General features: G+C 34.3%; 23 protein-coding genes. 13 read left to right on the top strand and 10 right to left on the bottom strand.

The genetic code is table 11. The annotated features are described in order from the left end of the window. Positions 1-58 precede the first annotated feature (58 nt). The 8 genes from lpoB to CHLWT_RS05185 form a co-directional block, all read right to left on the bottom strand. On the bottom strand, positions 59-673 hold the full coding sequence (gene lpoB, locus CHLWT_RS05220; protein WP_111948209.1) for a penicillin-binding protein activator LpoB: 615 nt from the start codon (positions 671-673) through the stop codon (positions 59-61). Next, a complete protein-coding gene (locus tag CHLWT_RS05215; RefSeq protein ID WP_112000024.1) occupies positions 670-1056 on the bottom strand; it encodes a YcfL family putative periplasmic lipoprotein in 387 nt (128 codons plus the stop codon). Before CHLWT_RS05215 ends, lpoB begins: the two co-directional genes overlap by 4 nt. Then, on the bottom strand, positions 1056-2411 hold the full coding sequence (locus tag CHLWT_RS05210; RefSeq protein ID WP_112000023.1) for a COG3014 family protein: 1356 nt from the start codon (positions 2409-2411) through the stop codon (positions 1056-1058). The genes CHLWT_RS05215 and CHLWT_RS05210 overlap by 1 nt, the downstream gene beginning before the upstream one ends. A gap of 212 nt (positions 2412-2623) precedes the next feature. Next, positions 2624-3406, bottom strand: a complete 783-nt coding sequence (thiD, locus tag CHLWT_RS05205; RefSeq protein ID WP_112000022.1) for a bifunctional hydroxymethylpyrimidine kinase/phosphomethylpyrimidine kinase — start codon at positions 3404-3406, stop codon at positions 2624-2626. Between the two features lie 252 nt (positions 3407-3658). Beyond that, positions 3659-4300, bottom strand: a complete 642-nt coding sequence (locus CHLWT_RS05200) for a methionine ABC transporter permease (RefSeq protein ID WP_063998096.1) — start codon at positions 4298-4300, stop codon at positions 3659-3661. Beyond that, a complete protein-coding gene (locus CHLWT_RS05195; RefSeq protein WP_112000021.1) occupies positions 4297-5265 on the bottom strand; it encodes a methionine ABC transporter ATP-binding protein in 969 nt (322 codons plus the stop codon). Before CHLWT_RS05195 ends, CHLWT_RS05200 begins: the two co-directional genes overlap by 4 nt. 13 nt (positions 5266-5278) lie before the next feature. Next, the gene (locus tag CHLWT_RS05190; protein WP_112000020.1) at positions 5279-5692 is read right to left on the bottom strand and encodes a DsrE family protein; all 414 of its coding nucleotides are present in this window, start codon (positions 5690-5692) and stop codon (positions 5279-5281) included. Between the two features lie 26 nt (positions 5693-5718). Further along, positions 5719-8337: a valine--tRNA ligase gene (locus CHLWT_RS05185; protein WP_112000019.1), complete on the bottom strand. Its 2619-nt coding sequence runs from the start codon at positions 8335-8337 to the stop codon at positions 5719-5721. A 179-nt stretch (positions 8338-8516) separates the two neighbouring features. On the opposite strand from CHLWT_RS05185, the gene fumC reads away from it, so the two are divergent. The 4 genes from fumC (at position 8517) to CHLWT_RS09365 (ending at position 13909) form a co-directional block, all read left to right on the top strand. Then, on the top strand, positions 8517-9914 hold the full coding sequence (gene fumC, locus CHLWT_RS05180; RefSeq protein WP_112000018.1) for a class II fumarate hydratase: 1398 nt from the start codon (positions 8517-8519) through the stop codon (positions 9912-9914). A gap of 209 nt (positions 9915-10123) precedes the next feature. Next, positions 10124-12157, top strand: coding sequence for an ATP-dependent helicase (locus tag CHLWT_RS05175; protein ID WP_112000017.1), 2034 nt, complete (start codon positions 10124-10126; stop codon positions 12155-12157). Between the two features lie 222 nt (positions 12158-12379). Then, complete coding sequence (locus CHLWT_RS09370; RefSeq protein ID WP_217903980.1) at positions 12380-13198, top strand: sugar phosphate isomerase family; 819 nt, start codon at positions 12380-12382, stop codon at positions 13196-13198. Between the two features lie 96 nt (positions 13199-13294). Further along, positions 13295-13909, top strand: coding sequence for an acetyl-CoA hydrolase/transferase C-terminal domain-containing protein (locus tag CHLWT_RS09365; protein ID WP_217903979.1), 615 nt, complete (start codon positions 13295-13297; stop codon positions 13907-13909). Between the two features lie 66 nt (positions 13910-13975). Here the strand turns inward: CHLWT_RS09365 and CHLWT_RS05165 are convergent, their stop codons facing one another. Then, entirely contained in the window at positions 13976-14125 is a 150-nt protein-coding gene (locus CHLWT_RS05165) for a hypothetical protein (protein ID WP_170253207.1), read from the bottom strand. Positions 14126-14477: 352 nt separating this feature from the next. Beyond that, positions 14478-16325, bottom strand: a complete 1848-nt coding sequence (gene htpG, locus CHLWT_RS05160; RefSeq protein ID WP_111970764.1) for a molecular chaperone HtpG — start codon at positions 16323-16325, stop codon at positions 14478-14480. A gap of 481 nt (positions 16326-16806) precedes the next feature. Between htpG and CHLWT_RS05155 the strand changes: the two genes are divergently transcribed. From CHLWT_RS05155 to CHLWT_RS05115, 9 genes are all read left to right on the top strand, one after another. Further along, on the top strand, positions 16807-17052 hold the full coding sequence (locus CHLWT_RS05155; RefSeq protein ID WP_034961476.1) for a ribbon-helix-helix domain-containing protein: 246 nt from the start codon (positions 16807-16809) through the stop codon (positions 17050-17052). Further along, positions 17052-17330 (top strand): type II toxin-antitoxin system YafQ family toxin, encoded by a 279-nt coding sequence (locus CHLWT_RS05150; protein WP_112000016.1) that lies wholly within the window; start codon positions 17052-17054, stop codon positions 17328-17330. Before CHLWT_RS05155 ends, CHLWT_RS05150 begins: the two co-directional genes overlap by 1 nt. 269 nt (positions 17331-17599) lie before the next feature. Continuing rightward, positions 17600-19045, top strand: a complete 1446-nt coding sequence (locus CHLWT_RS05145) for an acetyl-CoA carboxylase subunit A (protein ID WP_063998110.1) — start codon at positions 17600-17602, stop codon at positions 19043-19045. 5 nt (positions 19046-19050) lie between these two features. Next, the gene (locus tag CHLWT_RS05140) at positions 19051-19275 is read left to right on the top strand and encodes a hypothetical protein (protein WP_104123295.1); all 225 of its coding nucleotides are present in this window, start codon (positions 19051-19053) and stop codon (positions 19273-19275) included. After that, entirely contained in the window at positions 19262-19975 is a 714-nt protein-coding gene (locus CHLWT_RS05135) for an arginyltransferase (RefSeq protein WP_112000015.1), read from the top strand. The genes CHLWT_RS05140 and CHLWT_RS05135 overlap by 14 nt, the downstream gene beginning before the upstream one ends. 43 nt (positions 19976-20018) lie before the next feature. Then, a complete protein-coding gene (locus CHLWT_RS05130; RefSeq protein WP_111995470.1) occupies positions 20019-20843 on the top strand; it encodes an adenylosuccinate lyase in 825 nt (274 codons plus the stop codon). 44 nt (positions 20844-20887) lie between these two features. Further along, positions 20888-21661 carry a pyridoxine 5'-phosphate synthase gene (locus tag CHLWT_RS05125; RefSeq protein ID WP_063998114.1) on the top strand — a complete coding sequence of 258 codons (774 nt, stop codon included), beginning with the start codon at positions 20888-20890 and terminating at the stop codon, positions 21659-21661. 48 nt (positions 21662-21709) lie between these two features. After that, positions 21710-22639, top strand: a complete 930-nt coding sequence (gene pdxA, locus CHLWT_RS05120) for a 4-hydroxythreonine-4-phosphate dehydrogenase (protein WP_112000014.1) — start codon at positions 21710-21712, stop codon at positions 22637-22639. A gap of 51 nt (positions 22640-22690) precedes the next feature. Continuing rightward, a complete protein-coding gene (locus CHLWT_RS05115; RefSeq protein ID WP_063998116.1) occupies positions 22691-24232 on the top strand; it encodes an inorganic phosphate transporter in 1542 nt (513 codons plus the stop codon). Positions 24233-24373: the final 141 nt, after the last annotated feature.

Below are 24373 nucleotides of genomic sequence, written 5' to 3'. Positions count from 1 at the left end.
AATGAAAAATTTAAAACAAAGGTAGAATTTTAGAATTCCCAAATTTTAAATCAAATTTCTACCAGCTCACGCTTTTTGAGCTGCCTAGTTTTTTGATCTCTTTTTCATCTTCCCAGTAGGCAAGACCGCTATTTAAGTCAGTTAAGCGAAGTAAAAAGAAGTACTCAACTCTAGTTTTTCCGCCAACTTGGATATTATCTTGGCGAATTTTACCAGAAAGAGAAAAATCAGGTGCAACCATAGTGCCTTTCTTAGCGATTGTTTTTTGATTAAACTCATCGTTATCTCTTAGCTCTCTTACATCTTCACTCATGCTATCAAGCGCCCCACCAGCTGCTACTGCTGTTGTTAGCACAAATTTGCCAGATTGTCTCATCGCCCTTGTGATTTTGGCTGTTAGCTTCTCTGTATCTATGCGAAGAGCGGTGTCGTTTTTAACTCTACCGATAGCTACTACCTTTCTTACCCCAGCTGGTGCATTGGCAAATGCCGGGTCACTAAGCAAACTATTTATCATAGTCTCAGCTGCTAGCTCAAAGTCATCGCCACTTAGTTGCATAGTGCTTGTATCGCCACTACTGCCTGCGCTAGTGTTTCCTACGCTTGGTTGCTGGTTACAACCTGTCAAAAGCAGTGCAAAAGCAGCTGCTAAAACTAAAAATGATTTTTTCATTTTGATCCTTTTGAAGTGAAATAAATTTTAAAACTTTTTGCTCTTTTGTCTTGTGCGATTTTATTTAGCACAAATTCTCTATGGGCTTTAAGCTCGATACTATGATAGTGCTCATCTATGGAGTTTCTAAGGACAAATCCACTATCATCTAGCCAGTCAATTTTATAAAAAATGGTTTTATCAAATTTACTTTTTAAGATAACTTGAGCTTGTAAAAGCCCAAGAGCGTTAAACTTTTTTCTAATGTCGCTTACTATATCCATATCGATACTCTCAAAGCTTACTAAGCTAGAATCATAGATGCGGTCTTCTAAAACCACATCTTGATTATTAGCACAACTTACAAATAACAAGCCAAATAATAAAACAGCAAATTTTTTCATTATTTTTCCATTACCACTACCTGAGGCTCAGCACCAGCTACAGAGCGAACCCAGATTAGAGCGTTTTTATTTTTTTCTATATTGCCTTTTGAAATTTCGTTGCCATTACTATCTTTGATGATATATGAGCCCGTATTTTCTACCATAGCTATACTTGCTGTTTTTGGCAGACTTAGCCAACTTCTAGTATCGGTTTTATTTATTTCTGATAGCAAGGCTCCAGCCCCTAGACTAGCTAAGCCACCACCAATACCGCTTGTATTATTTGCAACCGCACCAGCTGCTACTCCTTTTACTACGCTAGACATTACGCTTTTTAGTATAATCCCAGGAAGTTCTATTTTAAACTCTGTAGCAAAAATATCATCAAAATTTGCTATTTCAAAGCTTTGTTCTCCATTTAAACTAATTGTTTTTAGGTCAGCATCTCGCTTGACTATTTTTGGAAAGGCTAAGGAAGTAGCTGTTATCTTGCCATTTATTGGCAATGGAATTGTTAGCTTAAACTCATCTTTTTTAGAGCCTAACCCATCTTCAAATGCTAAGAAAATGTAGTTTTTACCACCTTTTACGCTATTTGCTGCTTTGCTAAAGTTTTTCTCAAAAGGCACTGCTTTTTTATTTATCGCTGAGATTTCTTTAAATTTATCTATGGCCTTTGCATAGTCTTTATCCATAAAACTAAAAACGGCTTGAGCGTAGCTAGCATAAGGGTTTGTAAATTCCTTTGCTACATTATACCCATCAAAAAGGTGCTCATATTCGCTTTTTACTTCTTTGATGCCGTCTTGGACTTCTTTTGTGTAGTTAGGGTCTTTTTTAGCTTTTTCTTGTTCTTCTTTTTCTTTTGCTATTTCTTGTTTGAAGTATTCTTTTGCCACCTCTTGGCGAAGTGCTACTCTATTAAATTCAACCCTAGCATTTTCATAATCTCCAAGACTCATAAAGTTAAATCCTTTATAAGTATTTACCATTATTCTTTCATACATATTTCCATCATAGTCATTAAAAGTATCGCTCAATACTAAGCTTGTTACAAGCTTTGCTCCTTTTTTGCCTACGCTTTCTAAATCCACATCATTTTTGTATTTACTCTCAGCAAGGTCAAAAAACTCATTGCTTTTATTAAAATCCCCGCAAGACCTAGCAATGCTACCTGCGTTAATGGCTACAAAAATAGGATCATCATTTTTATTTACTTGCTCCATTTGTTTTTGCAAGAAGTCTGTGCTTTGGCAGTTTGGATTTGCAAATTCTTGGTTAAAGTCCATCTGTGATTTTGAAGTACCTAAGACAGAGCCAGCACATCCACAAAACACTGACGCACAAAGCGCAAAAGCAATATATTTTTTCATATTTCCCCTTTTTTATTAAAAAATTATTTGTAATTATACCCCCCCCTATTAATTTAAACTTAAAAAATTATTTACACGAAATTTATTTATGCCGTTTGAGTAAATTTGATATAGGCTTTTTTGCTTATTTGACTAGTAAAAGATAGATAAAAAAGCGTAGTGGGAGGGGTGGGTAAATAGTGTTCCTTGCTTGTGACTTTGTAGCTAAAGCTTTATATTAGCTCTTTGATATTGAAATAATGATCTATCGCGCCATTTCCATGACCGATTTGCTCATTCCAGCTAAGTGCTTTGTTTATAAAGCTTTTTGCGCGTTTTATAGCCTCTTTTAGCTCTAGTCCAGTTGCTAGACCACAAGCGATGGCTGAGCTTAATGTGCAGCCAGTGCCGTGAGTGTTTTTTGTAGCAATTAGCTCGCCTTCAAACTCGCTAAAGCTCTGCCCGTCCCACAAAATATCAGTAGCATTTAAATGACCACCTTTTACTAGCACAGCAGTCCCGCAACGCTCATATATAGCCTTTGCAGCCTGTTTTTGCGTAGCGATATCTCGCACCTCAAATCCAGCCAAAACACTAGCCTCAGCAATATTTGGCGTAATCACACTACTTAGCTCAAAAAGCCCCCAAAGCGCAGCAATAGCGTCATCTTCAAGTAGTTTTGCCCCACTTGTAGCTATCATAACTGTATCGCAAACTACATTTTTTGCGTTATTTTCTAGCAGAGCCTTTCGCACCGCTTCTATGATCTCTGCGTTAAAAAGCATGCCGATTTTAAGAGCGTCTGGGACAATATCATCAAAAACAGCCTTTATCTGCGCAAAAACAAACTCGCCACTTACAGCACTCACGCCGCTTACGCCCATTGTATTTTGCGCTGTTAGGGCTGTGATTGCGCTCATAGCATACATTTTGTGAGCTGTGATGGTCTTTATATCAGCTTGCACTCCAGCTCCGCCACTGCTGTCTGATCCTGCTATGGTAAGGATTTTTTTCATTTTTTGCCTTTTGTTAAATTATTTTGGTAAATTTAGCATTTTTTTGTGAATATTTGGTGGTAAATTTAAATATAAAATGCTTTTTGGTATTTTGGTGTGAGCGTGAAAAGTTAGTGTTTGCTGATTTTAAAGAGCCTTGTTTTAAAAATAAATTTAAATAAGATTTTTTAGCACCCATTAGGTAATCGCATTTATATTTTTTAAGGCTCAAGATAAGTTAAAAACCACTTTAAAAGTTTTTTTGACTTAAATTTATTTTTTGGTTATCTTATAAAGCAAGTTTCCTATCATCTGTATAGCTTGAACTAATACTATCAAAATAATGACTGTGTATGCCATAATGTCTGGACGAAATCTTTGGAAGCCATATCTCATCGCTACATCTCCTAGCCCACCACCACCTACAGTGCCTGCCATAGCGGTAAATCCTACTATCACTATAAGCGTGAGTGTTATGGCGTTGATTATACTAGGAAGGGCTTCTATAAGCATAACTCTAAATATAATTTGAGATTTACTTGCACCAAAGCTAAGTGCAGCTTCTATGATGCCATAATCTACTTCATTCATCGCATTTTCTATAAGACGTGCTATAAAAGGCGCTGAGCCGATAGTAAGAGGAACGATAGCTGCGCTTGTACCTATGCTAGTGCCTACTATGATTTTTGTAAGCGGAAAAAGCACGATTATAAGTATGATAAATGGAAAACTTCTAAGAACATTTACTATCAGATCAAGACTAGAATATATAATCCTATTTGGCATAAGTCCGTTTTGTTTGGTAAGAACTAAGATGATAGCTAAAACAAGCCCTATTATAAAAGCCAAAAAAGTAGATATAAAAGTCATATAAATAGTATCTAAAGTCGCTTCGTAAAGTAGTTTTGGTATCATTGCTCTTCTCCTGCTATCTCATATAAAACACCTGTTTTTTCTATGTAATCTATGACTTTGGTTTTGTCTTTTTCATTTATATTTATCACGAGGTTTCCAAGGACATTTTTATCTAGGCGTTCAAGTTTGCCCCAAACTATGTTAAAATCAATATCTAGACTTCTTGCCATACTAGTAATGATGGTATTAAACGCTACTTTTGGCGGGAAGAAAAGCCGTATATTTATGCCAGTTTGTGGCAAAATTTCTTCTTCGCCAAGGAACGTTTTCATATTTTTGTTTGGTTTTAAGAATATATCGATTATGCTTCCTGAGTTGGTTATGACGCCATCTTCAAGTAGTATAGCTCTGTTTGCTATGCTTTTTACGACTTCCATTTCGTGAGTTACTAGAACTATGGTTATGCCTAATTTCTCATTTATTTCTCTTAGGAGTGCTAGAATTTGATTTGTGGTGTTTGGATCTAGCGCACTTGTAGCTTCATCGCTAAGTAAGATTTTTGGCTTCAAAGCTAAAGCCCTAGCTATAGCAACTCTTTGCTTTTGGCCGCCACTTAGCTGACTTGGATAGCTCCTAGATTTATCTTTTAATCCTATTAGATCAAGTAGCTCATTTACTCTTTTATTTATATAATTATTATCAAATTTCCATAGTCTTAGCGGTGTGGCGATATTTTCAAAAACCGTTTTTCTACTCATCAAAGCAAAGTGTTGAAATATCATACCGATATCTTTTCTAAGCTCTCTTAGCTCACACTCATTTAGCTTAGAAATCTCTTTATCAAAGACCCTAAGGCTGCCACTTTGATAGCTCTCAAGCCCATTTATACAGCGCAAAAGCGTGCTTTTACCAGCACCGCTATGACCGACGATAGCGAATATTTCACCCTTATTTATCTCACAACTAACATTATTTATGATGAGATTTTTGCCATAATATTTTTTTAAATTTTTAATTTCTATCAATGACGTTCCTTTTTTATGGTTGCAATACCGCGTATCCATCAAGCTGCCTTAAAACTACTTCTTTTGGTGCTGCTTTGACTGTTTTTATACCATCGCTTAGCCAAGCTACATTGATACCGTTTCTTTTTATTGCTCCATCACAAGCCACTACTCTGACGTTTGGCATAGCTATAAGTGATTTGATTTTCTCTTGCATTTCTAGATCTTTTTTGGATCTGCTAGCAAAAATTTCAACAGAACTTCCACCTAAAACAAGCTCGATATCTGCTTTTTCATCTTTTTCAAGTGTTTTTTGCAAACCGCTAGTGATTATAAAAGCACTATCAAATTTAGCTTTATCGGCTAGAAAAATAACTACATTTATATCTTTAGCCGACATAGTAACGACAAATAATAAACCTGCTAAAATAATACGACCTAAATTCATAATCCATCTTTAATAAAAGTCTATTTTTATCTACCTAAAACTTTGAGTTCGCTTACGACTTTTTCAAATTTAGCTTTTGCGGTGGCTAGGCCTTCGCGGTTAGCGCTCAAGACGGCTTCTGGAGCGTTTGCTACGAATTTTTCATTATTTAGCATATTTTCAAGTTTAGCTATCTCTTTTTCAAGCTTTGATTTTTGCGAAATGAGTCTAGCGATGATAGGGGCGGTATCTACGCCATCAAGCGGTACGAAACTCTCAAGATTCTCGCTCACATCTCTAGCGGAATTTGGGATTATCTCATCTGTTAGCTCTATCTCTTCGCATTTTGCAAGTAGTTTGATGTAATTTGTAACTCCGTTTATATCTATTTTATTATTAAATTTAATATAAGCTTTTTGTACTTTTGCATTGCCTTGATCTATAGTCGCTTTTGCACGCCTTAAGCTTACTATAGCTTCTATGACTGCGCTCCAAGTTTCGACTATTTTTTTATCTGGAGTGCTGATCTTAGGGTATTTCATCACCATTATGGATCTAGAATTTTCTAAGTTTGTACCGCTTAATTCGTGATATAAATACTCGCTGATAAAAGGCATAAACGGGCTTAGTAGCTTCATACTTTCTTTAAATATCATTCCTAGCTCGATCACACTACTTTTATCTACTTTTGATAGCTCAATACCCCAGTCGCAAAACTCATCCCAAAGGAATTTATATATGTCATTTGCTGCGTCATTAAATCTGTATATGTCTAAATTTGATCTTAGTGAATTTACGCAGCTTTTAAAGCGACTTAGCATATATCTACCAAGTTCTGTTTTTATACTATTTTCATCAAAATCAGGGAATTTATCCGCGTTTAGAAGTAGGAATTTACTAGCGTTATAAAGCTTATTTGTGAAGTTTCTTACTAATACCATTTTTTCTTCGCTAAGTCTAATGTCGCGACCTTGCACGCAAAGTAAAGTAAGAGTAAAACGCAAGATATCGGCTGAGTATTCGTCTATTTTAGTAAGTGGATCTATCACATTTCCACTGCTTTTACTCATTTTTTTGCCGTCTTTATCTTTGACAAGAGCGTGAAGATAGATGTCTTTAAACGGAAGTTTGTTAGTTGCATTGTCACACTGAAACATCATCCTAGCAACCCAGAAAAATAGTATGTCAAATCCTGTTATAAGCATAGAATTTGGATAAAATTCGCTCAAGTCTTCATCAAACCATTTCTCATTTTTCAGCGCATCACCATTTCCCCAGCCAAGTGTTGAGATAGGCCAAAGTCCTGAGCTAAACCACGTATCAAGAACATCTTTGTCTTGAGTAAATTTATTTCCGCCACATTTTGGGCATTTGAGTGGTTTTTCGTTTTCATCTGCCCACTCATGTCCGCATTCGCAGTAAAATACAGGAATTTGATGTCCCCACCATAGCTGACGGCTTATGCACCAGTCTTTTAGCTCTCTCATCCACGCATTAAAGCTATTTATCCAATGAGATGGGAAAAACTCAGCTCCGCCACTATTTACGCTTTTGATAGCTTCATCGGCGATAGTAGATTTGACAAACCACTGTTTTGATATGTATGGTTCTACTACATTTTTGCAGCGATAGCAGTATCCGACTTGATTTTCATAGTCTTCTATCTTTTCTACAAAGCCTAAAGACTCTAGTTTGGCTACTACTTTATCTCTTGCTTCAAGTCTTTCTAGTCCTTCAAACTCACCGCACTGCTCATTTAATATACCTTTCTCATCAAATACCGTGATGAACTCTAAGCCGTGTTTGTTACCGACTTCATAGTCATTCGTGTCGTGAGCCGGAGTGACTTTAACTATACCTGTTCCAAAGTCCATATCTACGTGATCATCGGCTATGATTTGTATGCGGCGATTAATGATAGGAAGAGTGACAAATTTACCTACAAGCTCTTTGTATCTCTCATCGTTTGGATTTACCATGACGGCGGTATCGCCAAAGTACGTCTCTGGTCTAGTAGTTGCGACTATTATAAATTTATCGCTATCAACTATAGGATATTTTATATGATAAAGTTTGCCTTTATTTGCTTTGTGTTCTACTTCTATATCGCTAAGGGCGCCATCGTGCGTACACCAATTTACCATATAGTTTGCACGAACTATCAAGCCTTTATTGTATAAATTTACAAAAGCTTTTCTTACAGCATTTTTAAGCCCAGCATCCATAGTAAATCGCTCTCTACTCCAAGCAGGTGTTATGCCAAGACGTCGCATTTGATGCACTATCGTACCGCCACTTTTTTCTTTCCATTCCCAGGTTTTTTTAAGGAATTCTTCGCGTCCGATCTGTTCTTTTGTAACCCCACTAGCTAAAAGCTGTTTTTCAACCACATTTTGAGTAGCGATTCCTGCGTGATCAAGTCCAGGCTGCCAAAGAGTTTTAAAGCCATCCATTCTTTTGTATCTTGTCATTATATCTTGTAAAGTAAATGTAAGAGCGTGCCCTATATGTAGGACTCCTGTGACGTTTGGCGGTGGCATCATTATGCAAAATTTCTTATCTTCTTCTAAGATATCTAAGTTTGCATCTATCTCAAAATACCCACGCTCTTCCCAAATTTTATAGAATTTTTCTTCAACTTCTTTTGGATTATAAAAATCAGCCATAAATTTACCTTTAAATTTAAAAAATGCTAGATTTTATCTAAATTTAGCTAATAACATACTTACGTAAATGCGTCATATTCTTAAAAATTACTTTTGTCAATTTTTAATTAGAAATTAAATTTTTATTTTTAAATTTAAATGATATAATCGAAAAATATATTTTTTTAAAAGGAAGCATTATGGAATTTCGCATTGAAAAAGACACAATGGGTGAGATTAAGGTGCCAAACGACAAGTATTGGGGAGCTCAAACTGAGAGAAGTTTAGAAAATTTCAAAATTGGCAAAGGCACAATGCCAAGCGAGGTTATAGAGGGTTTTGCCTATCTTAAAAAGGCTTGCGCTATCGTAAATAACAAACTTGGTCGCTTAGATGATGCTAAAACAAAAGCTATCGGCGAGGCTTGCGATGAAATTTTAAGTGGTAAGTTAGATGGAAATTTCCCACTTGTAGTATGGCAAACAGGTAGCGGAACTCAATCAAATATGAATTTAAACGAAGTTATCGCTAACCGCTCTACTGAGCTTTTAGGTGAGGATTTTAGAACAAAAAAATTAGTTCATCCAAATGATGATGTAAATAAAGGTCAAAGCTCAAATGATACTTATCCGACAGCTATGAGAATCGCTTTTGTTTTAGAGCTTCAAAAACAGCTTTTCCCAGCTATTGATAAGCTTTTGGCTACACTTGAAGCAAAGAGCAAAGAATTTGCTAATATCGTTAAAATCGGTAGAACTCACTTACAAGACGCTACTCCTTTAACCTTAGGTCAAGAGTTTAGCGGATATGCTCATATGCTAAAAGCTAGTAAAGCTCAAGTGTTAGCTAGTTTGCCGTTTTTAGAAGAACTTGCAATAGGCGGAACTGCTGTTGGTACGGGTCTAAATTCTCATCCTGATTTTAGTCCTATGGTGAGCAAAGTTTTGAACGATTTAACAAAAACAGAGTTTAAGTTTAAATCTCATCCAAACAAGTTCCACGGCTTAACAAGTCATGATGCAGAAGTTTTCTTAAGCGGTGCATTAAACGGACTTGCATCAAATTTAATGAAAATAGCAAATGACGTTCGTTGGTTAGCAAGCGGTCCAAGATGCGGTATCGGTGAGATAAATATCCCTGAAAACGAACCCGGAAGCTCTATCATGCCAGGTAAAGTAAATCCTACTCAATGCGAAGCCGTAACCATGGTAGCCGTCCAAGTAGCAGGAAATCACGTAAGCGTTGCGATGGCTGCGTCTCAAGGTAACTTTGAGCTAAACGTATTTAAACCTGTACTTACTCATAACTTGCTTGAGAGTATTCGTCTTTTAAGCGACGCTATGGTTAGCTTCAACGATCATTGCGCTTTAGGAATCACTGCAAATGAAGCCAAAATAGATAAACTTCTTCATGAAAGCCTTATGCTAGTAACTGCGCTAAATCCGCATATCGGATATGAAAATGCGGCAAAAATAGCAAAAACTGCTCATAAGCACGGTACGACTTTAAAAGAAGAAGCTATAAATTTAGGTCTTTTGACAGCTGCTCAGTTTGATGAGTGGGTAAAACCTGAAGATATGACCGCTCCTAAAAAGTAAATTTGTATATTTCGGGGTCGTTATGACTCCGATGTCTGCTCTGTTTGATTTATATATTTTTTGATTTAGATTAGAGTAATTATGGCATATACGTAGGCTATAAGGATTTGAATATTACACTTATAAATTGAGAATTTATGTTTTTTTGGTTTGTATTATTATAAATTTAGTAAAAAGAGGCTAGAATTATCGCTTTTTAAAGGAGTTTTATGCCACTTTCAAAACTAAATCGCGAACAATACAGCGCAGCTACGACTTCAATGGGACGAAATTTAGTCATAGCTAGTGCAGGAACTGGAAAAACCAGTACGATCGTTGCTCGCATAGCTCATCTTTTAAATTTAGGTATAAAACCAGAAAAAATTCTGCTTCTTACATTTACAAACAAGGCTTCAAGCGAGATGTTGGAGCGTCTTGGAAGATTTTTTGATAAAAAAATAGTAAATTTAGTCACTGCTGGAACTTTTCACTCAGTATCAAATTTGCTTTTAAAAAAGCTAAATAAAGGCGTCATTTTAAAGCAGCCAAGTGAGCTCAAAACGCTTTTAAAAAGCTTAGTAGAAAGGCGCGAGTTTCATAGAATAGGCGAAGTAAAAGCTTATAGCGGAGCTTATCTTTATGACATTTACTCGCTTTTTTGCAACTCTTGTGTAAATAACGAAAGCTTTGCTGATTGGTTTAGCATAAATTATGAAGATCAGGCACAGTACGCAGAAATTTATGAAGATATCTTGCGTGAGTTTGAAAATGAAAAAGCAAAGTTCAACTACGCCGATTTTAATGACCTGCTAATCAAAATGCGAGGTGAGCTAAGAAAGGGAGCAAGGATAGAATTTGATGAAATCCTAGTCGATGAGTACCAAGATACGAATTCTCTTCAAGGCTCTTTGATAGATGCTTTTAAGACCAAAAGTCTGTTTTGCGTGGGTGATTTTGACCAGAGTATATATGCGTTTAATGGTGCAAATATCGATATCATAGGTGGATTTAGTGAGCGTTATAAGGATGCTAGAATTCATACTTTAAATATAAATTATAGAAGTAGCTCAAAGATACTTGCTCTTGCAAATAAGGTTATTTCAAATAATCCTCGTCTTTATCCAAAAGAGCTTACTGTAAGTCGCGTGGGGAATTTTAAAGCCCCAAAGCTTTTAGTTTATGAAGAGCTATTTCATCAATATGAAAATATCTCTGAGATGGTGGCAAATAGTATATATAAAAAAGATGATATAGCGATAATTTTTCGCAATAATTCAAGCGCGGACGGACTTGAGGTCGCTTTAAAAGAGCAAGGCATTGCGTGTAAAAGAAAGGGCGGCGTTAGTTTTTTTGAAGCTAAAGAGATAAAAGCGCTTATAGATCTGATAGGAATTTTTGTTAATCCAAAAGATATTATGGCGTTTATCCATATATTTGAATACGTGCGCGGTGTGGGAAATGCAGCTGCTAAGGAGATATTTGATGCGCTTTTAGTTTTAGGAGATAATGATATCGTAAAAGGGCTTTTAAATCCGGATAAAAACGCGAAAGTGTATGAGAAAAAAAATAAGAATTACCAGCTCGGGCTTTTTGACGATTTTAGCGAATTTATGGATAGTGCAAGATTTGCTGGTCTTGGACTTGATCCATTATTTATGAGTAATCCGGTGCTGAATTATTCAAATTTAAACAACAATGGGGCGATCTTTTTATCAAGTCTTTATGAGCTTTTAAAGCAAATTCAAAACGAAACAAACTCTTATGGAATAGTAAATTCTGCCATAAACTCAAAAGCTTATGGCATCATAGTAGAGTATTTAGCACATAAAAGAGCCACTTTAAAAAACGGAAATATCAATGAAGAGCTTAAAAAAGAAGCAGTAAATAGAATTTACGCAAAAGCAAAAGTGCTTTTAGAAATGAGTAAGCGCCATAGTAATTGTGATATATTTTATAACTTTTTGACGCTTGGTAGATCTGAGATGAGCGAAGGCGAAGGCGTAAATTTACTAACCGTGCATGCTAGTAAGGGGCTTGAGTTTGGACAAGTTTTTGTTGTAGATCTAGCACAGAATCGTTTTCCAAATTTAAAACTTATGGGAATGGGCGGGAGCTTAGAAGAAGAAAGAAGGCTATTTTACGTAGCAGTTACAAGGGCGCGTGACGAGCTGTATCTTAGCTATGCAAAATATGATAAAATCAGAAAAATAGACTATAAACCGAGCTGTTTTTTAGAAGAAGCACAGATGGTAAAGCGATTTTGATGATGCAAATTTAAATAATTTATCGTTTAATCATTTTTTGTCGCTATAGCTAAATTTATATAAAGTTATCTTTTGAAACATTTTGGAAAATACAATAAGTTACATATTTACACATAATCTATATCTAAAAATATACTTAAAATATTTTATTACTAACAAATTTAATGATAAAAATTACGGCAAAATTGTTATAATCAAATCACTTAAGTTTAAAGGATAAAAATGATAGATAACACCATTACAGACACTAGTCGTATCAAGGATGCAAGGTTCTTAAGCAAAATAATCAAAGCAGATGAAGCAGCGGCTTTGATAGGTGATGGCTCTACAGTTGGCTTTAGTGGTTTTGTCGGCGCTGGAAGTCCGCTATATGTGCCTTTAGCGATAGCTAAGAAAGCCGAGAATTTACACGAGCTTGGAAAACCATATAAAATAAATATCTATTCTGGCGCCAGCACAGACGTAGATCTTGATGGAGCGTTAGCAAAAGCTAAAGCAGTGGGCTTTAGAACGCCTTTTAATACAGATCCAAGTATGAGAGCTTGTATCAATTCAGGAGAGACAAAATATCTTGATGTTCATCTTTCAAGTTTGGCTTGGCAAGTAGAGGCTGGGTATTTTGGTAACATGGATTTTGCTGTAATTGAAATTTCTGGAATTACTGAAAATGGAGAACTCATTCCTACTACTTCAGTAGGAAACAATCAAGCTTGGCTAAACTATGCAGACAAAATTATTTTAGAGCTAAACATTCATCAACCACAAGAGCTTGATGGTTTTCACGATGTCTATTTACAACCACTTCCTCCACATAGAGAGCCTATACCGCTAAAAACTGCTAGAGATAGAATAGGAAGTCCTTATATGAAAGTGGATTTTTCTAAGGTAGTTGGCGTTGTTTTAAGCTCGACTGAAGACAGACTAAATAAATTTACGCCACTTGATGATATCTCTATAGCTATAGGAGATCACGTGGTTGATTTCTTAAAAACAGAAGAGACTGCTGGACGTTTGCCAAAAGGTAAGCTTTTGCCTTTGTAAAGTGGTATCGGAAACGTAGCAAATGCTGTTTTAGCTGGACTTCAAAGAGCTGGGTATAGTGGGCTTGATTGTTATTCTGAAGTGATACAAGATGGAATGCTAGAGCTTATAAAAAATGGAGTTGTCGATTTTGCTTCTGCTTCTGCTTTGTCGCTTAGCCCTGATGGAGTCAAGGATTTTAGAGATAATGTTGAATTTTATAAAAAACATATAGTTTTACGCCCTCAAGAAATTTCAAATAGTCCAGAGATTATCCGTAGGCTTGGCGTGATCGCAATGAATGGAATGCTTGAAGCTGATATCTATGGAAATGTAAATTCAACAAACGTAATGGGAACTCAGATAATGAACGGCATAGGCGGTAGTGGGGATTTTGCTAGAAATGGATATCTTTCTATATTTTTAACGCCATCTATAGCAAAAGGCGGAGCGATTTCTGCTATAGTTCCTTTTGTGAGCCACTTAGATCATACAGAACACGATTCTATGGTGATCGTAACAGAGTATGGTTTTGCTGATTTACGCGGTTTATCTCCAAAAGAGCGTGCTAAAAAAATGATAGCTATCGCTCATCCAGACTATAGACAAATGTTGCAAGATTATTTTGATCGTGCTTGCAAAGAGCCAAAAGCAGGTCATACGCCTCATATTTTAAGCGAAGCTCTTAGTTGGCATGATCGCTACACTAAAACAGGAACTATGAAAATTTAAATTTACAAGTCCGGATTTATCTAAATTCGGACTTAATCTTCTAAATTTATCTGCGTCATCTGCTAGTCATATTTTTACTGATATTTTAGCTATAAGTAGCGTGAAATCAGTAGCGCTCAAGCTCTTTAATGGTGCTACGGTTGCCAAAAGAGCTGTATGACACTGACTAAGTACGCTTTGCATATAGCAGATCTGCAAGACGCGGTAAAGCAACATAATTAGTTTGTTTGATAAAAAGCAATGTATAAAGTAAATTTTTATTTATGATATCTTCTTTTTTTATATCATAATCTTGTTTGTAATGTTTAAATCTCTATAACTTATTCATCAATTTAATAACGTCTGTATAGTTTAGCTCTATTAAATTTGGTTTTAATAAAAAATATTTGTCATAGCATATAATACAATAAATAAAAATATTAAAATAAGGTATAATATAAATATAAAATATCTATAATAATTTTAAAAGAATTTATTAAAAATTTAAAAAAGTAAAATCAAAATAAGCGTGATAAATATTAGCAAAGATCGAACTTTAATAAAAGGAGAGTTAGACTCTCCTTTGCATTTACAATGCTTTTACCATTATATTTGTGAGTTTTTTGGCAAATTCGCTTGGATTATCTACTGGTATTCCTTCGCTGATTTTTGCCATATTTAGAAGTAAATTTGAGATGTCATCTACCATAAGCTCATTGTTTTCTAGCTTGGCAAATAGTTCGTGTTTAGGGTTTATCTCTAAGATAGGTTTTACTTTTGGGGCAACTTCTCCCATTTGTTTAAACATCATTTGCATAGCATAATCAGGATCGTTTTTGTCAAATATAAGACAAGCTGCTGAGTCATTTAAGCGGCTTGAAATTTTTACATCTTTGATCTCATCTTTTAATGCCTCTTTGATTTTTACTAGTAATTTTGCATATAGTGTATCATCTATTTTTTCATCGCTTTTTATCTCGTCGTTAATGTCTGAGTTATTTACCGGTTTTATAGGTGTTTTGTCAAATTCATATACCATAGGCATTACGATAGTATCTATCTCTTCGTCACAGATAAGCACTTCTATACCTTTTGCTTTAAAGTTTTCAAGGAGCGGTGAGTTTCTTAACATTTTCTCGTTTTGACCGCTTATGTAATATATGGATTTTTGATCTTCTTTCATTGCTGATTTATACTCTTTTAGGCTTACTAACCCATCTCTACTGCTTGATTTAAACAAACACAAATTTAAAAGCTCATCTTTATTTGAATTAAATCCATAAAGTCCTTCTTTTAATACCTTGCCAAAAAGCGAGTAAAATTTGACATATTTTTCTCTATCATTATTTAATGTTTTTTCAAGCTCAGATAGTATCTTTTTAACACTTTGTTCTTTTACACTAGCTAATATCTTGTTTTCTTGTAAAATTTCACGACTCACGTTTAATGGTAGATCTTCGACATCCATAATACCACGGACAAATCTCAAATACGGTGGAAGCAACTCTTTTGCGTCATCTGTGATAAACACTCTTTTTACATATAGTTTTACACCGCTTTGATAATCTACTCTAAATAGATCAAATGGTGCAACGCTTGGAATGTAAAATAGGGTAGTGTATTCTATTTTTCCTTCGGCTTTTGTATGTATGTGCATAAGTGGATCGCTACTATCATGGCTTATTTGTTTATAAAAGTCGTTGTAATCTTCAGGTTTTAAATTTGATTTTGGCAATCTCCAAAGAGCTGAAGCTTTATTTATTTGAGAGTATTTGTTTTCGTAGTGTCCTTCTTTTTCTCCATCTTTTGGAGCTATCCACTCTTCTTTATCCATAAAAATAGGATATGGGATATGATTTGAGTATTTTTTGATTATGCTTTCTATGCGGAAAGAATCGCTAAATTCATCATCGTTTAGATACAGCACGATATCAGATCCTTGAGTATCTTTTGAAGATGGTTCTATTTCATAACTTTTTGCGTCGCTACTCCATTTATAAGCTTTATCGCTCAGTGCTTTGCGGCTTATCACTTCTATCTTACTTGCTACCATAAATGCAGAGTAAAATCCGACTCCAAACTGTCCGATAAGTGAGCTGTCTTTTTTAGCATCACCGCTCATAGAGCTTAAAAAACCTTTGGTTCCGCTTCTTGCTATCGTTCCTAGATTGTTTGCAAGGTCTTCTTCATTCATACCTATACCATTGTCGCTTATGGTAATAGTTTTTGCATTTTTATCTATTTTAAGTTCGATCTTTGGAGTATAGTTTAAACTCTTATAGGATTCGTCTGTTAAGCATAGATAATTTAATTTGTCTAAAGCATCACTAGCATTAGATATAAGCTCTCTTAAAAAGATCTCTTTGTTTGAGTATAACGAGTGAATCATTAAATTTAGTAGGTCATTTACTTCGGTTTGAAATTCTTTTTTTGCCATTTTTTATCTCCTTAAATTTTTAGCACATTATATCAAAGAGTGCTAATCTTGTCAAGATAAATTTAAAAAACTTGATACTATGCTTATCAACTTAGTATTAAGTTTTTTAAATTTATCAAATAATATCTTATGTAGTTAGAGTATGAAAAATAGGGAGAGCAGTTAAAAATTGTTAGCCATTAGATATATAAAGCATAAGCAATCTAACGCAACTAAATAATGGTTAAAATAAATTTAAATAGATATGAATGAGTCTTAGGAGATAATAAAAGATTATTAAGAATTCCTTTAGTTAAAAATTATAGAAGCCATAAATTTGTTTTTAGTAATCAATTTAAGTGCGATAAAATTAATTCTTATTTGGTTGCGAGAGAAGGACTTAAACCTCCGACCTTTGGGTTATGAGTTTTTTAGACGTAATAATTTTGCTTTAAGCTTTGATTTATTATACTTGTATTACAAAAAATACAAAGGATTTAAAATGACTATATCAGTAAGACTTGATGATGATTTATTTAATTCTGTCGATATGCTTTCTAAATCAACAAATAGAAGTAAATCTTTTTATATAAAAGAAGCCTTAAAAGAATATTTATCTACTTTTGATAATAGCAAATATGAATTAAATGATGATACTCTAAAATCTATCAATAATATAGAAAAAGGTGTAAATTTATCTAAAAAGTTTAATTCCGTAGATGATTTGATTAAAGATTTAAATAGCTAATGTTAGATATTTATTACGAAAATTCGTTTAAAGCGGATTATAAAAAGCTTGTTAAGCAAGGTTTTGATATTGATTTGTTATCTACAGCCATAGAATATCTTATAAATAAAATAGAATTACCTAAAAAATATAAAAATCACTCATTAACTGGTAGTTTCAAAGGCTATTTTGATTGTCATTTAAAGCCTGATTGTGTTTTGATATATAAAATAGAAAATAATACTTTATGTTTAGTTCGTATTGGATCTCATTCAAATTTATTTAAATCATATAAATAACTAATTTTCTTTAATTTGTAAAAAATTACACTCTGCTTTATGTTGTTGAAAGTAGAGTTTTAATCATAAGTATATTGTTGTCTGATTGTGCCTTTTAAAGTTCATTATACACATTATTTTCAATATATTTTGCATTTTCAGTGATGTTTTAAATTTTTACGTATCATCAAGTAACACTGTTACATTTTTACTAGATAAATAAGCCAAAATTTAGCTAAAAATAATCAAATTTAGTTATTATTATGCAAAGATTTTACAAAAGGTTAGCAATGATACATAAAATTCTTATAGCCAATCGTGGCGAAATCGCAGTTCGTATAGTTAGAGCTTGTAAAGATCTGCATATAAAAAATGTTGCCATTTATACTGAGCCAGATCGTGAGTGTTTGCACGTAAAAGTCGCCGATGAAGCTTATCAGATCGGCAAGGATCCTATAAAAGGTTACCTTGATGCAAAAAGAATAGTCGAAGTAGCAAAAGCTTGTGGCGCGGACGCTATCCATCCAGGATATGGATTTTTGAGTGAAAATTATGATTTTGCAAAAGAAGTAGAAGATGCGGGTCTCATATTTATAGGTCCAAAATCTGAAGTTATCCGCAAAATGGGAAATAAAAATATCGCTAGATTTTTGATGAAGAAAAATGGAATTCCAGTCGTTCCAGGTACTGAAAAGCTAAATAATGAAACGATAGAAACGATAAAAACTTATGCTAGTCGTATAGGCTATCCAGTCATACTTAAAGCAAGTGGTGGCGGTGGCGGTCGCGGTATCCGTGAGGTTTGGAGCGAAGACGAGCTTGAAAATAACTATGAAAGTTGCAAAAGAGAGGCTAAAGCATTTTTTAACAACGATGAGGTTTTTATGGAAAAACTCATCGAAAAACCTCGCCATATAGAGTTTCAAATTCTAGGCGATAATTACGGAAATTTAATACATTTATGCGAAAGAGACTGCTCGATACAGCGTCGCCATCAAAAAGTCATCGAGATAGCTCCATGTCCGACCATTAGTGAAGATCTAAGAAAGAGAATGGGCGTCGCAGCTGTGGCTGCAGCTAAGGCAGTCGGCTATACAAATGCCGGAACTATCGAGTTTTTACTAGATGATTACAATAACTTTTATTTTATGGAGATGAATACGCGTATCCAAGTAGAACACGGAGTTACTGAAGAGATCACAGGAGTTGATCTTATAAGTCGTCAAATCCGCATAGCATCTGGTGAGATTTTAGATATAGAACAAAGCGAGGTAAAACCAAGAGGTGTATCGATAGAAGCTAGGATCACAGCTGAAAATGTGTGGAAAAACTTTGCCCCAAGCCCTGGAAAGATAACCGGATATTTTCCTGCTTTAGGTCCAGGAGTAAGAGTAGATAGCCATATATATCAAGACTACACTATACCGCCTTTTTATGACTCTATGATAGCAAAACTTATGGTAAAGGCTACTAGCTATGATCTAGCAGTAAGCAAGCTAGAGCGTGCCTTAGATGAGTTTAAGATAGAAGGCGTTACTACGACTTTACCATTTTTATTAGCTATCTCAAAACGCCGTCACTTTAGGCGTGGATTTTTTGATACTAGCTATATTGAAGAGCGTTTGCAAGATATCCTAGAACACACTCACGATGCTCATCAAGACAATAAAGAAGAAGTCATCGCAGCCATAGCAGCGGCAATACAAAAAGTAAAAGCCGACAGAAGCAAGGAGTAGATCTGGTGAATGATTTTTTCGATAGTTTAAAAGGCATTAAAGACGAGCTTATTAAGGAGCAAAAAGATAACAAACCGCCTAAAAAACCAAATTTAAATAGAGACGAGTTCAAAGATGTCTTTATGGAATCTGATGAGATAGAAAAGCTAGATGCTAAAGAACGCAGGCTAAAAGATGAATTTATGGAATTTATAAAGTATTCGGATATAAAGAAGATTGAACGAGATTGATTTTTGCACTTTAGATGCTTCTTGCCCATATCTTAGTGGCAAGAGCTCTAGAACTATGTATAAATACGTAGATGGTTGTGATTTTGCTTACAACTCAAAGTTGGTAAAAGAAGGATTTAGGAGATTTGGTAATTATTTTTCTACGCCTATTTGTGATGGTTGCAATGAGTGCAAAAGCTTACGCATAGATGCTTTGAACTTTAAATTTACAAAAAGTTTAAGACGTGTCATAAGAAAAAATTTAGATACAAAAATACGCATTTCAAAGCCAAATTTATCAAATGAACATATAAAATTATATGAAAAATATCATAAATTTATGCACGAAAAACGTGGCTGGGAATTTCATGAGTTAAATTTCAACAGATATTATCACGTATATGTAGAAGGTGCTGGAAGTTTTGGCTATGAAGTTGATTATTTTGTAGAAAATAAGCTAGTCTGCGTAGATCTTATAGATCTAGTAGATGACGGGATAAGTTCTATTTATTGTTATTATGATACTGATTTTGCTCATCTTAGCCTAGGTAAGTTTTCTTTGCTTACTCAGATAAAGTTAGCTTGCGAGCATAATCTTAGATGGATATATCTTGGATTTTACGTAAAAGGATGTCCGAGTTTAGAGTACAAAGATGAGTATAAGCCTTATCAAATTTTAAATAATACAAATGGCGATCTTATTTGGGAGAATTTGGAATAAACTTTGCTTATTAATAGTCAAATATTTGTAAGTGAGGCTTTTAATGAACATAACTCAAACTCTAGAATCAATAACCATCACAACAGATGACGATAGTCTTTTTTTAAATTTAGCAGATAAGATCAAAGAAAACTTTACGAATTCGATAAAAAGTAGGGATAAGGTTATCTTATTTTACAACGAAAACGAACTAGTGCAACGCAAATATTTCTTAAAGCTTATAGGTAAAATATACGAAAAAATATCAAACGATAAAATAGATTTTTTATTTACTCATCACAAAAATATAAAACTTGTCTATAAAAAAGCAAATTCAGTCCAAATTTTGATCAATATAAATATAAAATTTGATAAAAATCATATAATTTTTGATTTAAGTAAAAGCGATGATATTTTCAACAAATACCTAATAAAATGCGTTGAGACTATGAAATACGAGTTTTTTAAAAACGAAAATTTGCTAAGTGTGAGCGTGGATAAAGCTGAAAAGCTTGATACTTTTGATAGCTTATTTTCATTTAAAGAGCATATCAAATACGCCGTGAATTTTAACTTTGACGAGGGCGAGTATGAGAGCTTTAAAAAGCGAATTAGAATTCAAAATTCAAAAAATTACGTAAGAAGATTTTCTATGCTTGCAAGCTTGCTTGAAGAGCATTTTGAGACACTTGGTTGCAATGCTAATGATGATTTTGAAACAGTTCGTGCGAAATATTTAAATTTAACTAAGATGTATCATCCTGATCGCCATTTGCAAAAAACGATAGAAATTCAAAAGAGCTACACCGATAAATTTCAAAAGATCGGACTAGCGTATGAAGCCTTAAAACCATACTTTAGAGAGCAAGATAGCTTTATAAGTGCTTAAAGAGTATTTATGTATAATACGCCAAATTTAAAATAAGGATTTGTATGAAACTTGGCGTAAATATAGATCACATAGCAGTTTTAAGAGAGGCTAGGGCGGTAAATGATCCTGATATTTTGCAGGCTCTTTTTATCGCTGTTAGCTCAGGAGCAGATCAAATAACCATCCATCTTAGAGAAGATAGACGTCATATAAATGAAACTGATGTTAAAAATATCATAAACTTAAGCAAAATCCCAGTAAATTTAGAATGTTCGATAAATAGCGAGATTATAGATATAGTTTGTGCCCTAAAGCCTAGTAGGGCTACTTTGGTTCCTGAAAAAAGAGCCGAACTCACGACTGAGGGCGGACTAAATTTAAACTCGCCAAATTTGGCTAATGTTATCAAAAAATTGCAAGATAATGATATAGAAGTTTCGCTTTTTATTGATCCAAATTTAGATGATATCCGTGCTTCAAAAGAGTTTGGAGTTCAGTTTATAGAGCTTCATACTGGAGCTTATTCAAATACATTTTTAATGCTTTTTTCAAATTTAAGACATACAAAATATAGCGTAAATGGCTTAGATCTTTCAAAAAATGAATTAAAACAGATACTAAACAAAGAGATAAATAGGATAAAAGAAGCGGCAAAATTAGGTAAAAACTTAGGATTGAAAGTTGCCGCAGGACACGGACTAAACTATCAAAATGTAAAAGCTATCGCTAGTATAGATGAAATCTTTGAGTTAAATATAGGTCAAAGCATAATAGCAAGAAGTGTTTTTGTAGGATTAAAAACAGCTATAGAAGAGATGAAAGAGTTGCTTATATAGGCAAATTATTATAAATTTAAGTAAAATATAAGGTTGGTTTTTGTTAAAATGAGTGAATTACCAAAAATAGCCATAAGTGTTGGTGACATAAACGGAGTAGGTATCGAGATCGCACTAAAATCTCATGAAGAGATTTCAAAAATTTGTAGTCCTGTTTATTTTATAAATAAAGAGCTTTTAGAAAATGCTGCAAATCTTTTAAATTTTAATATTCCAGATGATTTTGAGATAGTAGAATGCGGTAAAAGTTTTAAGATAAAACCGGGTAAAGTCAGTAAGAAAAGTGGAAAGTTTTCTTTTATTAGCTTTGAAAATGCTCTGCTTTATGTAAAAAACGCCCATGCAAAAGCGCTTGTAACGCTTCCTATAAATAAAGAAAGTTGGAAAAAAACAAATCTTCCTTATGTAGGTCATACAGATGTTTTGAGCAAGCATTTTAAGAAAAAGGCAATTATGATGCTTGGTTGCGATGAGCTATTTGTCGCGCTTTTTACAGATCATATCCCGCTTAGTAAAGTTTCAAAAAAGATAGTTGCAAAAGATCTGACTAAATTTCTACTAAATTTATACTCTTCTACTAAATTTGAAAATGTCGGCGTTTTGGGTTTTAATCCTCACGCAAGCGATAATGGAACTATCGGCAAAAAAGAAGAGATTACTATAAAAAAAGCAATACAAAAAGCAAATTTAATACTTAAAAAAGATATTTTTAAAGGGCCTCTTGTTCCAGACGCAGCATTTAACAAAAATTCGCTTAAAAGCTGCAATAGACTAGTAGCTATGTATCATGATGGCGGACTAGCTCCTTTAAAAGCACTATTTTTTGATAGATCTATAAATGTGAGTTTGGGGCTACCTATAGTTCGCACTAGCGTAGATCACGGAACGGCGTTTGATATAGCTTATAAAGGCATAGCAGATAATAAAAGCTATTTAGAAGCTATCAAATTTGCTATAAAATTGCAAAACTGTAGCTAATTTTAAGAACAAAGAGTTATAATACAAAATATATAATTTTGGAGGTGTTCTTTGTCAAGAGATAATCTCTTTGCGCTTACATTTTTCGTAATTTCAGTCGTTGCTTTTTTTATGTGGGGTTATAGTTATATTCCTAGCAATCATCTATTGCTATTCATTTTAGCAAGTGTGTTTGGTCTGTTTATGGCTTTTAATATCGGTGGAAACGATGTTGCAAACTCATTTGGAACTAGCGTTGGTGCTAAGACTCTTACTATCAAACAAGCTCTTATCATTGCGGCTGTTTTTGAACTAAGCGGTGCAGTTTTTGCTGGAGCAGAAGTTACAAATACTATTAGAAGTGGCATAGTCACCCTCCCAGATGAGATCATAAATCCTATGAGTTTTGTGGTGGTTATGATATCGTCTTTGTTTAGTGCTGGAGCTTGGCTTTTTATAGCTACAAAAAAAGGTTTGCCTGTCTCTACGACACATTCTATAGTAGGCGGTATAGTTGGAGCTGGACTTACTATGGGTTTTGTGTATTATGGTAATGACAGGGCGTTTGAAATGGTTAGTTGGAGCGAGATTGGTCGCATAGCTCTTAGTTGGGTTGTGTCTCCTATAATGGGCGGGGTTGTTTCGTATCTTATATTTGGCTATATAAAGTCAAAGATTATTATTCCTTCTACTATTTTACAAGACAAATTAAAATCTATAAAAAGAGAGCGTAAGCTATACAAAGATCAATACATAAAAGATCTATCAAGCAAAAGTGAGGCCGAGCAGATAAGAGAGCTTAGGCGGATCGCCATTACTGATGAAGAAGAGTGCGAGGGTAGCGAGTGTGAATTTAGAAACAAGATAAAATCTATGAAAGAGCGTGAAAAGAGCATTGATACGACATTTTTTATGCGCGCTCATATACCTATTGTAGCTGGCGTGGCAGCTATGATTATAGCTGGAAGTATGCTTTTTAAAGGTTTAAAACATCTAAATTTCAACCTAAGCTCTATCCAGACTTTATGGATCATTTTTGTTATAGGTATCGCTGCATATCTAGCTAGTTTTGCTATAGTAAATTTGATTAAAAAAGATAGTCCGCAAAAAAGTATAAATAGAATTTTTGGTTGGTTTCAGATATTTACAGCATCATCATTTGCATTTTCTCATGGAGCAAACGATATAGCAAACGCAGTAGGTCCATTTGCTGCGATTCTTGATGTTTTGAAAAACAACTCTATAAATGAAAGCTCTCCTATCCCTGGTGTTGCTATGGCGACATTTGGTATAGCTCTTGTGGTTGGGCTTTGGTTTTTAGGTAAAGAAGTTATCACCACAGTTGGCTCAAAACTTGCTGAGATACTTCCTACTACTGGTTTTAGTGCTGAACTTGCTGCTAGTATAGTCATACTTATCGCTACGAAAATGGGACTTCCTATCAGCTCTACTCACGTTCTTATCGGTGCGGTTTTGGGTATTGGGGTTTATAATCGCAATGCAAATTGGGGTATGCTAAAGCCTATCGGACTTGCTTGGATCATCACTTTGCCTGTTTCTATGATAGGTTCTGCTGTGGGATATCTTGTCATAAAAAATATTATGGGATTTTAGCCTCAAACTAAATTTGGGGCTAAATTTATGGCTAAATTTAGTCTCTGTTTTTTAATATATTTTTATCATATTTATCTAAATTTAAAACTGCCGATTTACTCAAGTGGAACTTAAATTGCTTTAATAAATTTATAAAAATTA

The organism is Campylobacter hyointestinalis subsp. lawsonii, assembly GCF_013372165.1.
In the GTDB taxonomy this organism is placed as follows: Bacteria; Campylobacterota; Campylobacteria; order Campylobacterales; family Campylobacteraceae; genus Campylobacter; species Campylobacter lawsonii.
The sequence above is the reverse complement of the archived record's forward strand: the minus strand, read 5'-3'. Positions and strand labels throughout refer to the sequence as shown.

Coding starts and splice junctions, on each gene's coding strand:
- lpoB (WP_111948209.1), bottom strand. CDS start 673: ATGAAAAAATCATTTTTAGTTTTAGCAGCTGCTTTTGCACTGCTTTTG.
- CHLWT_RS05215 (WP_112000024.1), bottom strand. CDS start 1,056: ATGAAAAAATTTGCTGTTTTATTATTTGGCTTGTTATTTGTAAGTTGT.
- CHLWT_RS05210 (WP_112000023.1), bottom strand. CDS start 2,411: ATGAAAAAATATATTGCTTTTGCGCTTTGTGCGTCAGTGTTTTGTGGA.
- thiD (WP_112000022.1), bottom strand. CDS start 3,406: ATGAAAAAAATCCTTACCATAGCAGGATCAGACAGCAGTGGCGGAGCT.
- CHLWT_RS05200 (WP_063998096.1), bottom strand. CDS start 4,300: ATGATACCAAAACTACTTTACGAAGCGACTTTAGATACTATTTATATG.
- CHLWT_RS05190 (WP_112000020.1), bottom strand. CDS start 5,692: ATGAATTTAGGTCGTATTATTTTAGCAGGTTTATTATTTGTCGTTACT.
- CHLWT_RS05185 (WP_112000019.1), bottom strand. CDS start 8,337: ATGGCTGATTTTTATAATCCAAAAGAAGTTGAAGAAAAATTCTATAAA.
- fumC (WP_112000018.1), top strand. CDS start 8,517: ATGGAATTTCGCATTGAAAAAGACACAATGGGTGAGATTAAGGTGCCA.
- CHLWT_RS05175 (WP_112000017.1), top strand. CDS start 10,124: ATGCCACTTTCAAAACTAAATCGCGAACAATACAGCGCAGCTACGACT.
- CHLWT_RS09370 (WP_217903980.1), top strand. CDS start 12,380: ATGATAGATAACACCATTACAGACACTAGTCGTATCAAGGATGCAAGG.
- CHLWT_RS09365 (WP_217903979.1), top strand. CDS start 13,295: ATGCTAGAGCTTATAAAAAATGGAGTTGTCGATTTTGCTTCTGCTTCT.
- CHLWT_RS05165 (WP_170253207.1), bottom strand. CDS start 14,125: ATGTTGCTTTACCGCGTCTTGCAGATCTGCTATATGCAAAGCGTACTT.
- htpG (WP_111970764.1), bottom strand. CDS start 16,325: ATGGCAAAAAAAGAATTTCAAACCGAAGTAAATGACCTACTAAATTTA.
- CHLWT_RS05155 (WP_034961476.1), top strand. CDS start 16,807: ATGACTATATCAGTAAGACTTGATGATGATTTATTTAATTCTGTCGAT.
- CHLWT_RS05150 (WP_112000016.1), top strand. CDS start 17,052: ATGTTAGATATTTATTACGAAAATTCGTTTAAAGCGGATTATAAAAAG.
- CHLWT_RS05145 (WP_063998110.1), top strand. CDS start 17,600: ATGATACATAAAATTCTTATAGCCAATCGTGGCGAAATCGCAGTTCGT.
- CHLWT_RS05130 (WP_111995470.1), top strand. CDS start 20,019: ATGAACATAACTCAAACTCTAGAATCAATAACCATCACAACAGATGAC.
- CHLWT_RS05125 (WP_063998114.1), top strand. CDS start 20,888: ATGAAACTTGGCGTAAATATAGATCACATAGCAGTTTTAAGAGAGGCT.
- pdxA (WP_112000014.1), top strand. CDS start 21,710: ATGAGTGAATTACCAAAAATAGCCATAAGTGTTGGTGACATAAACGGA.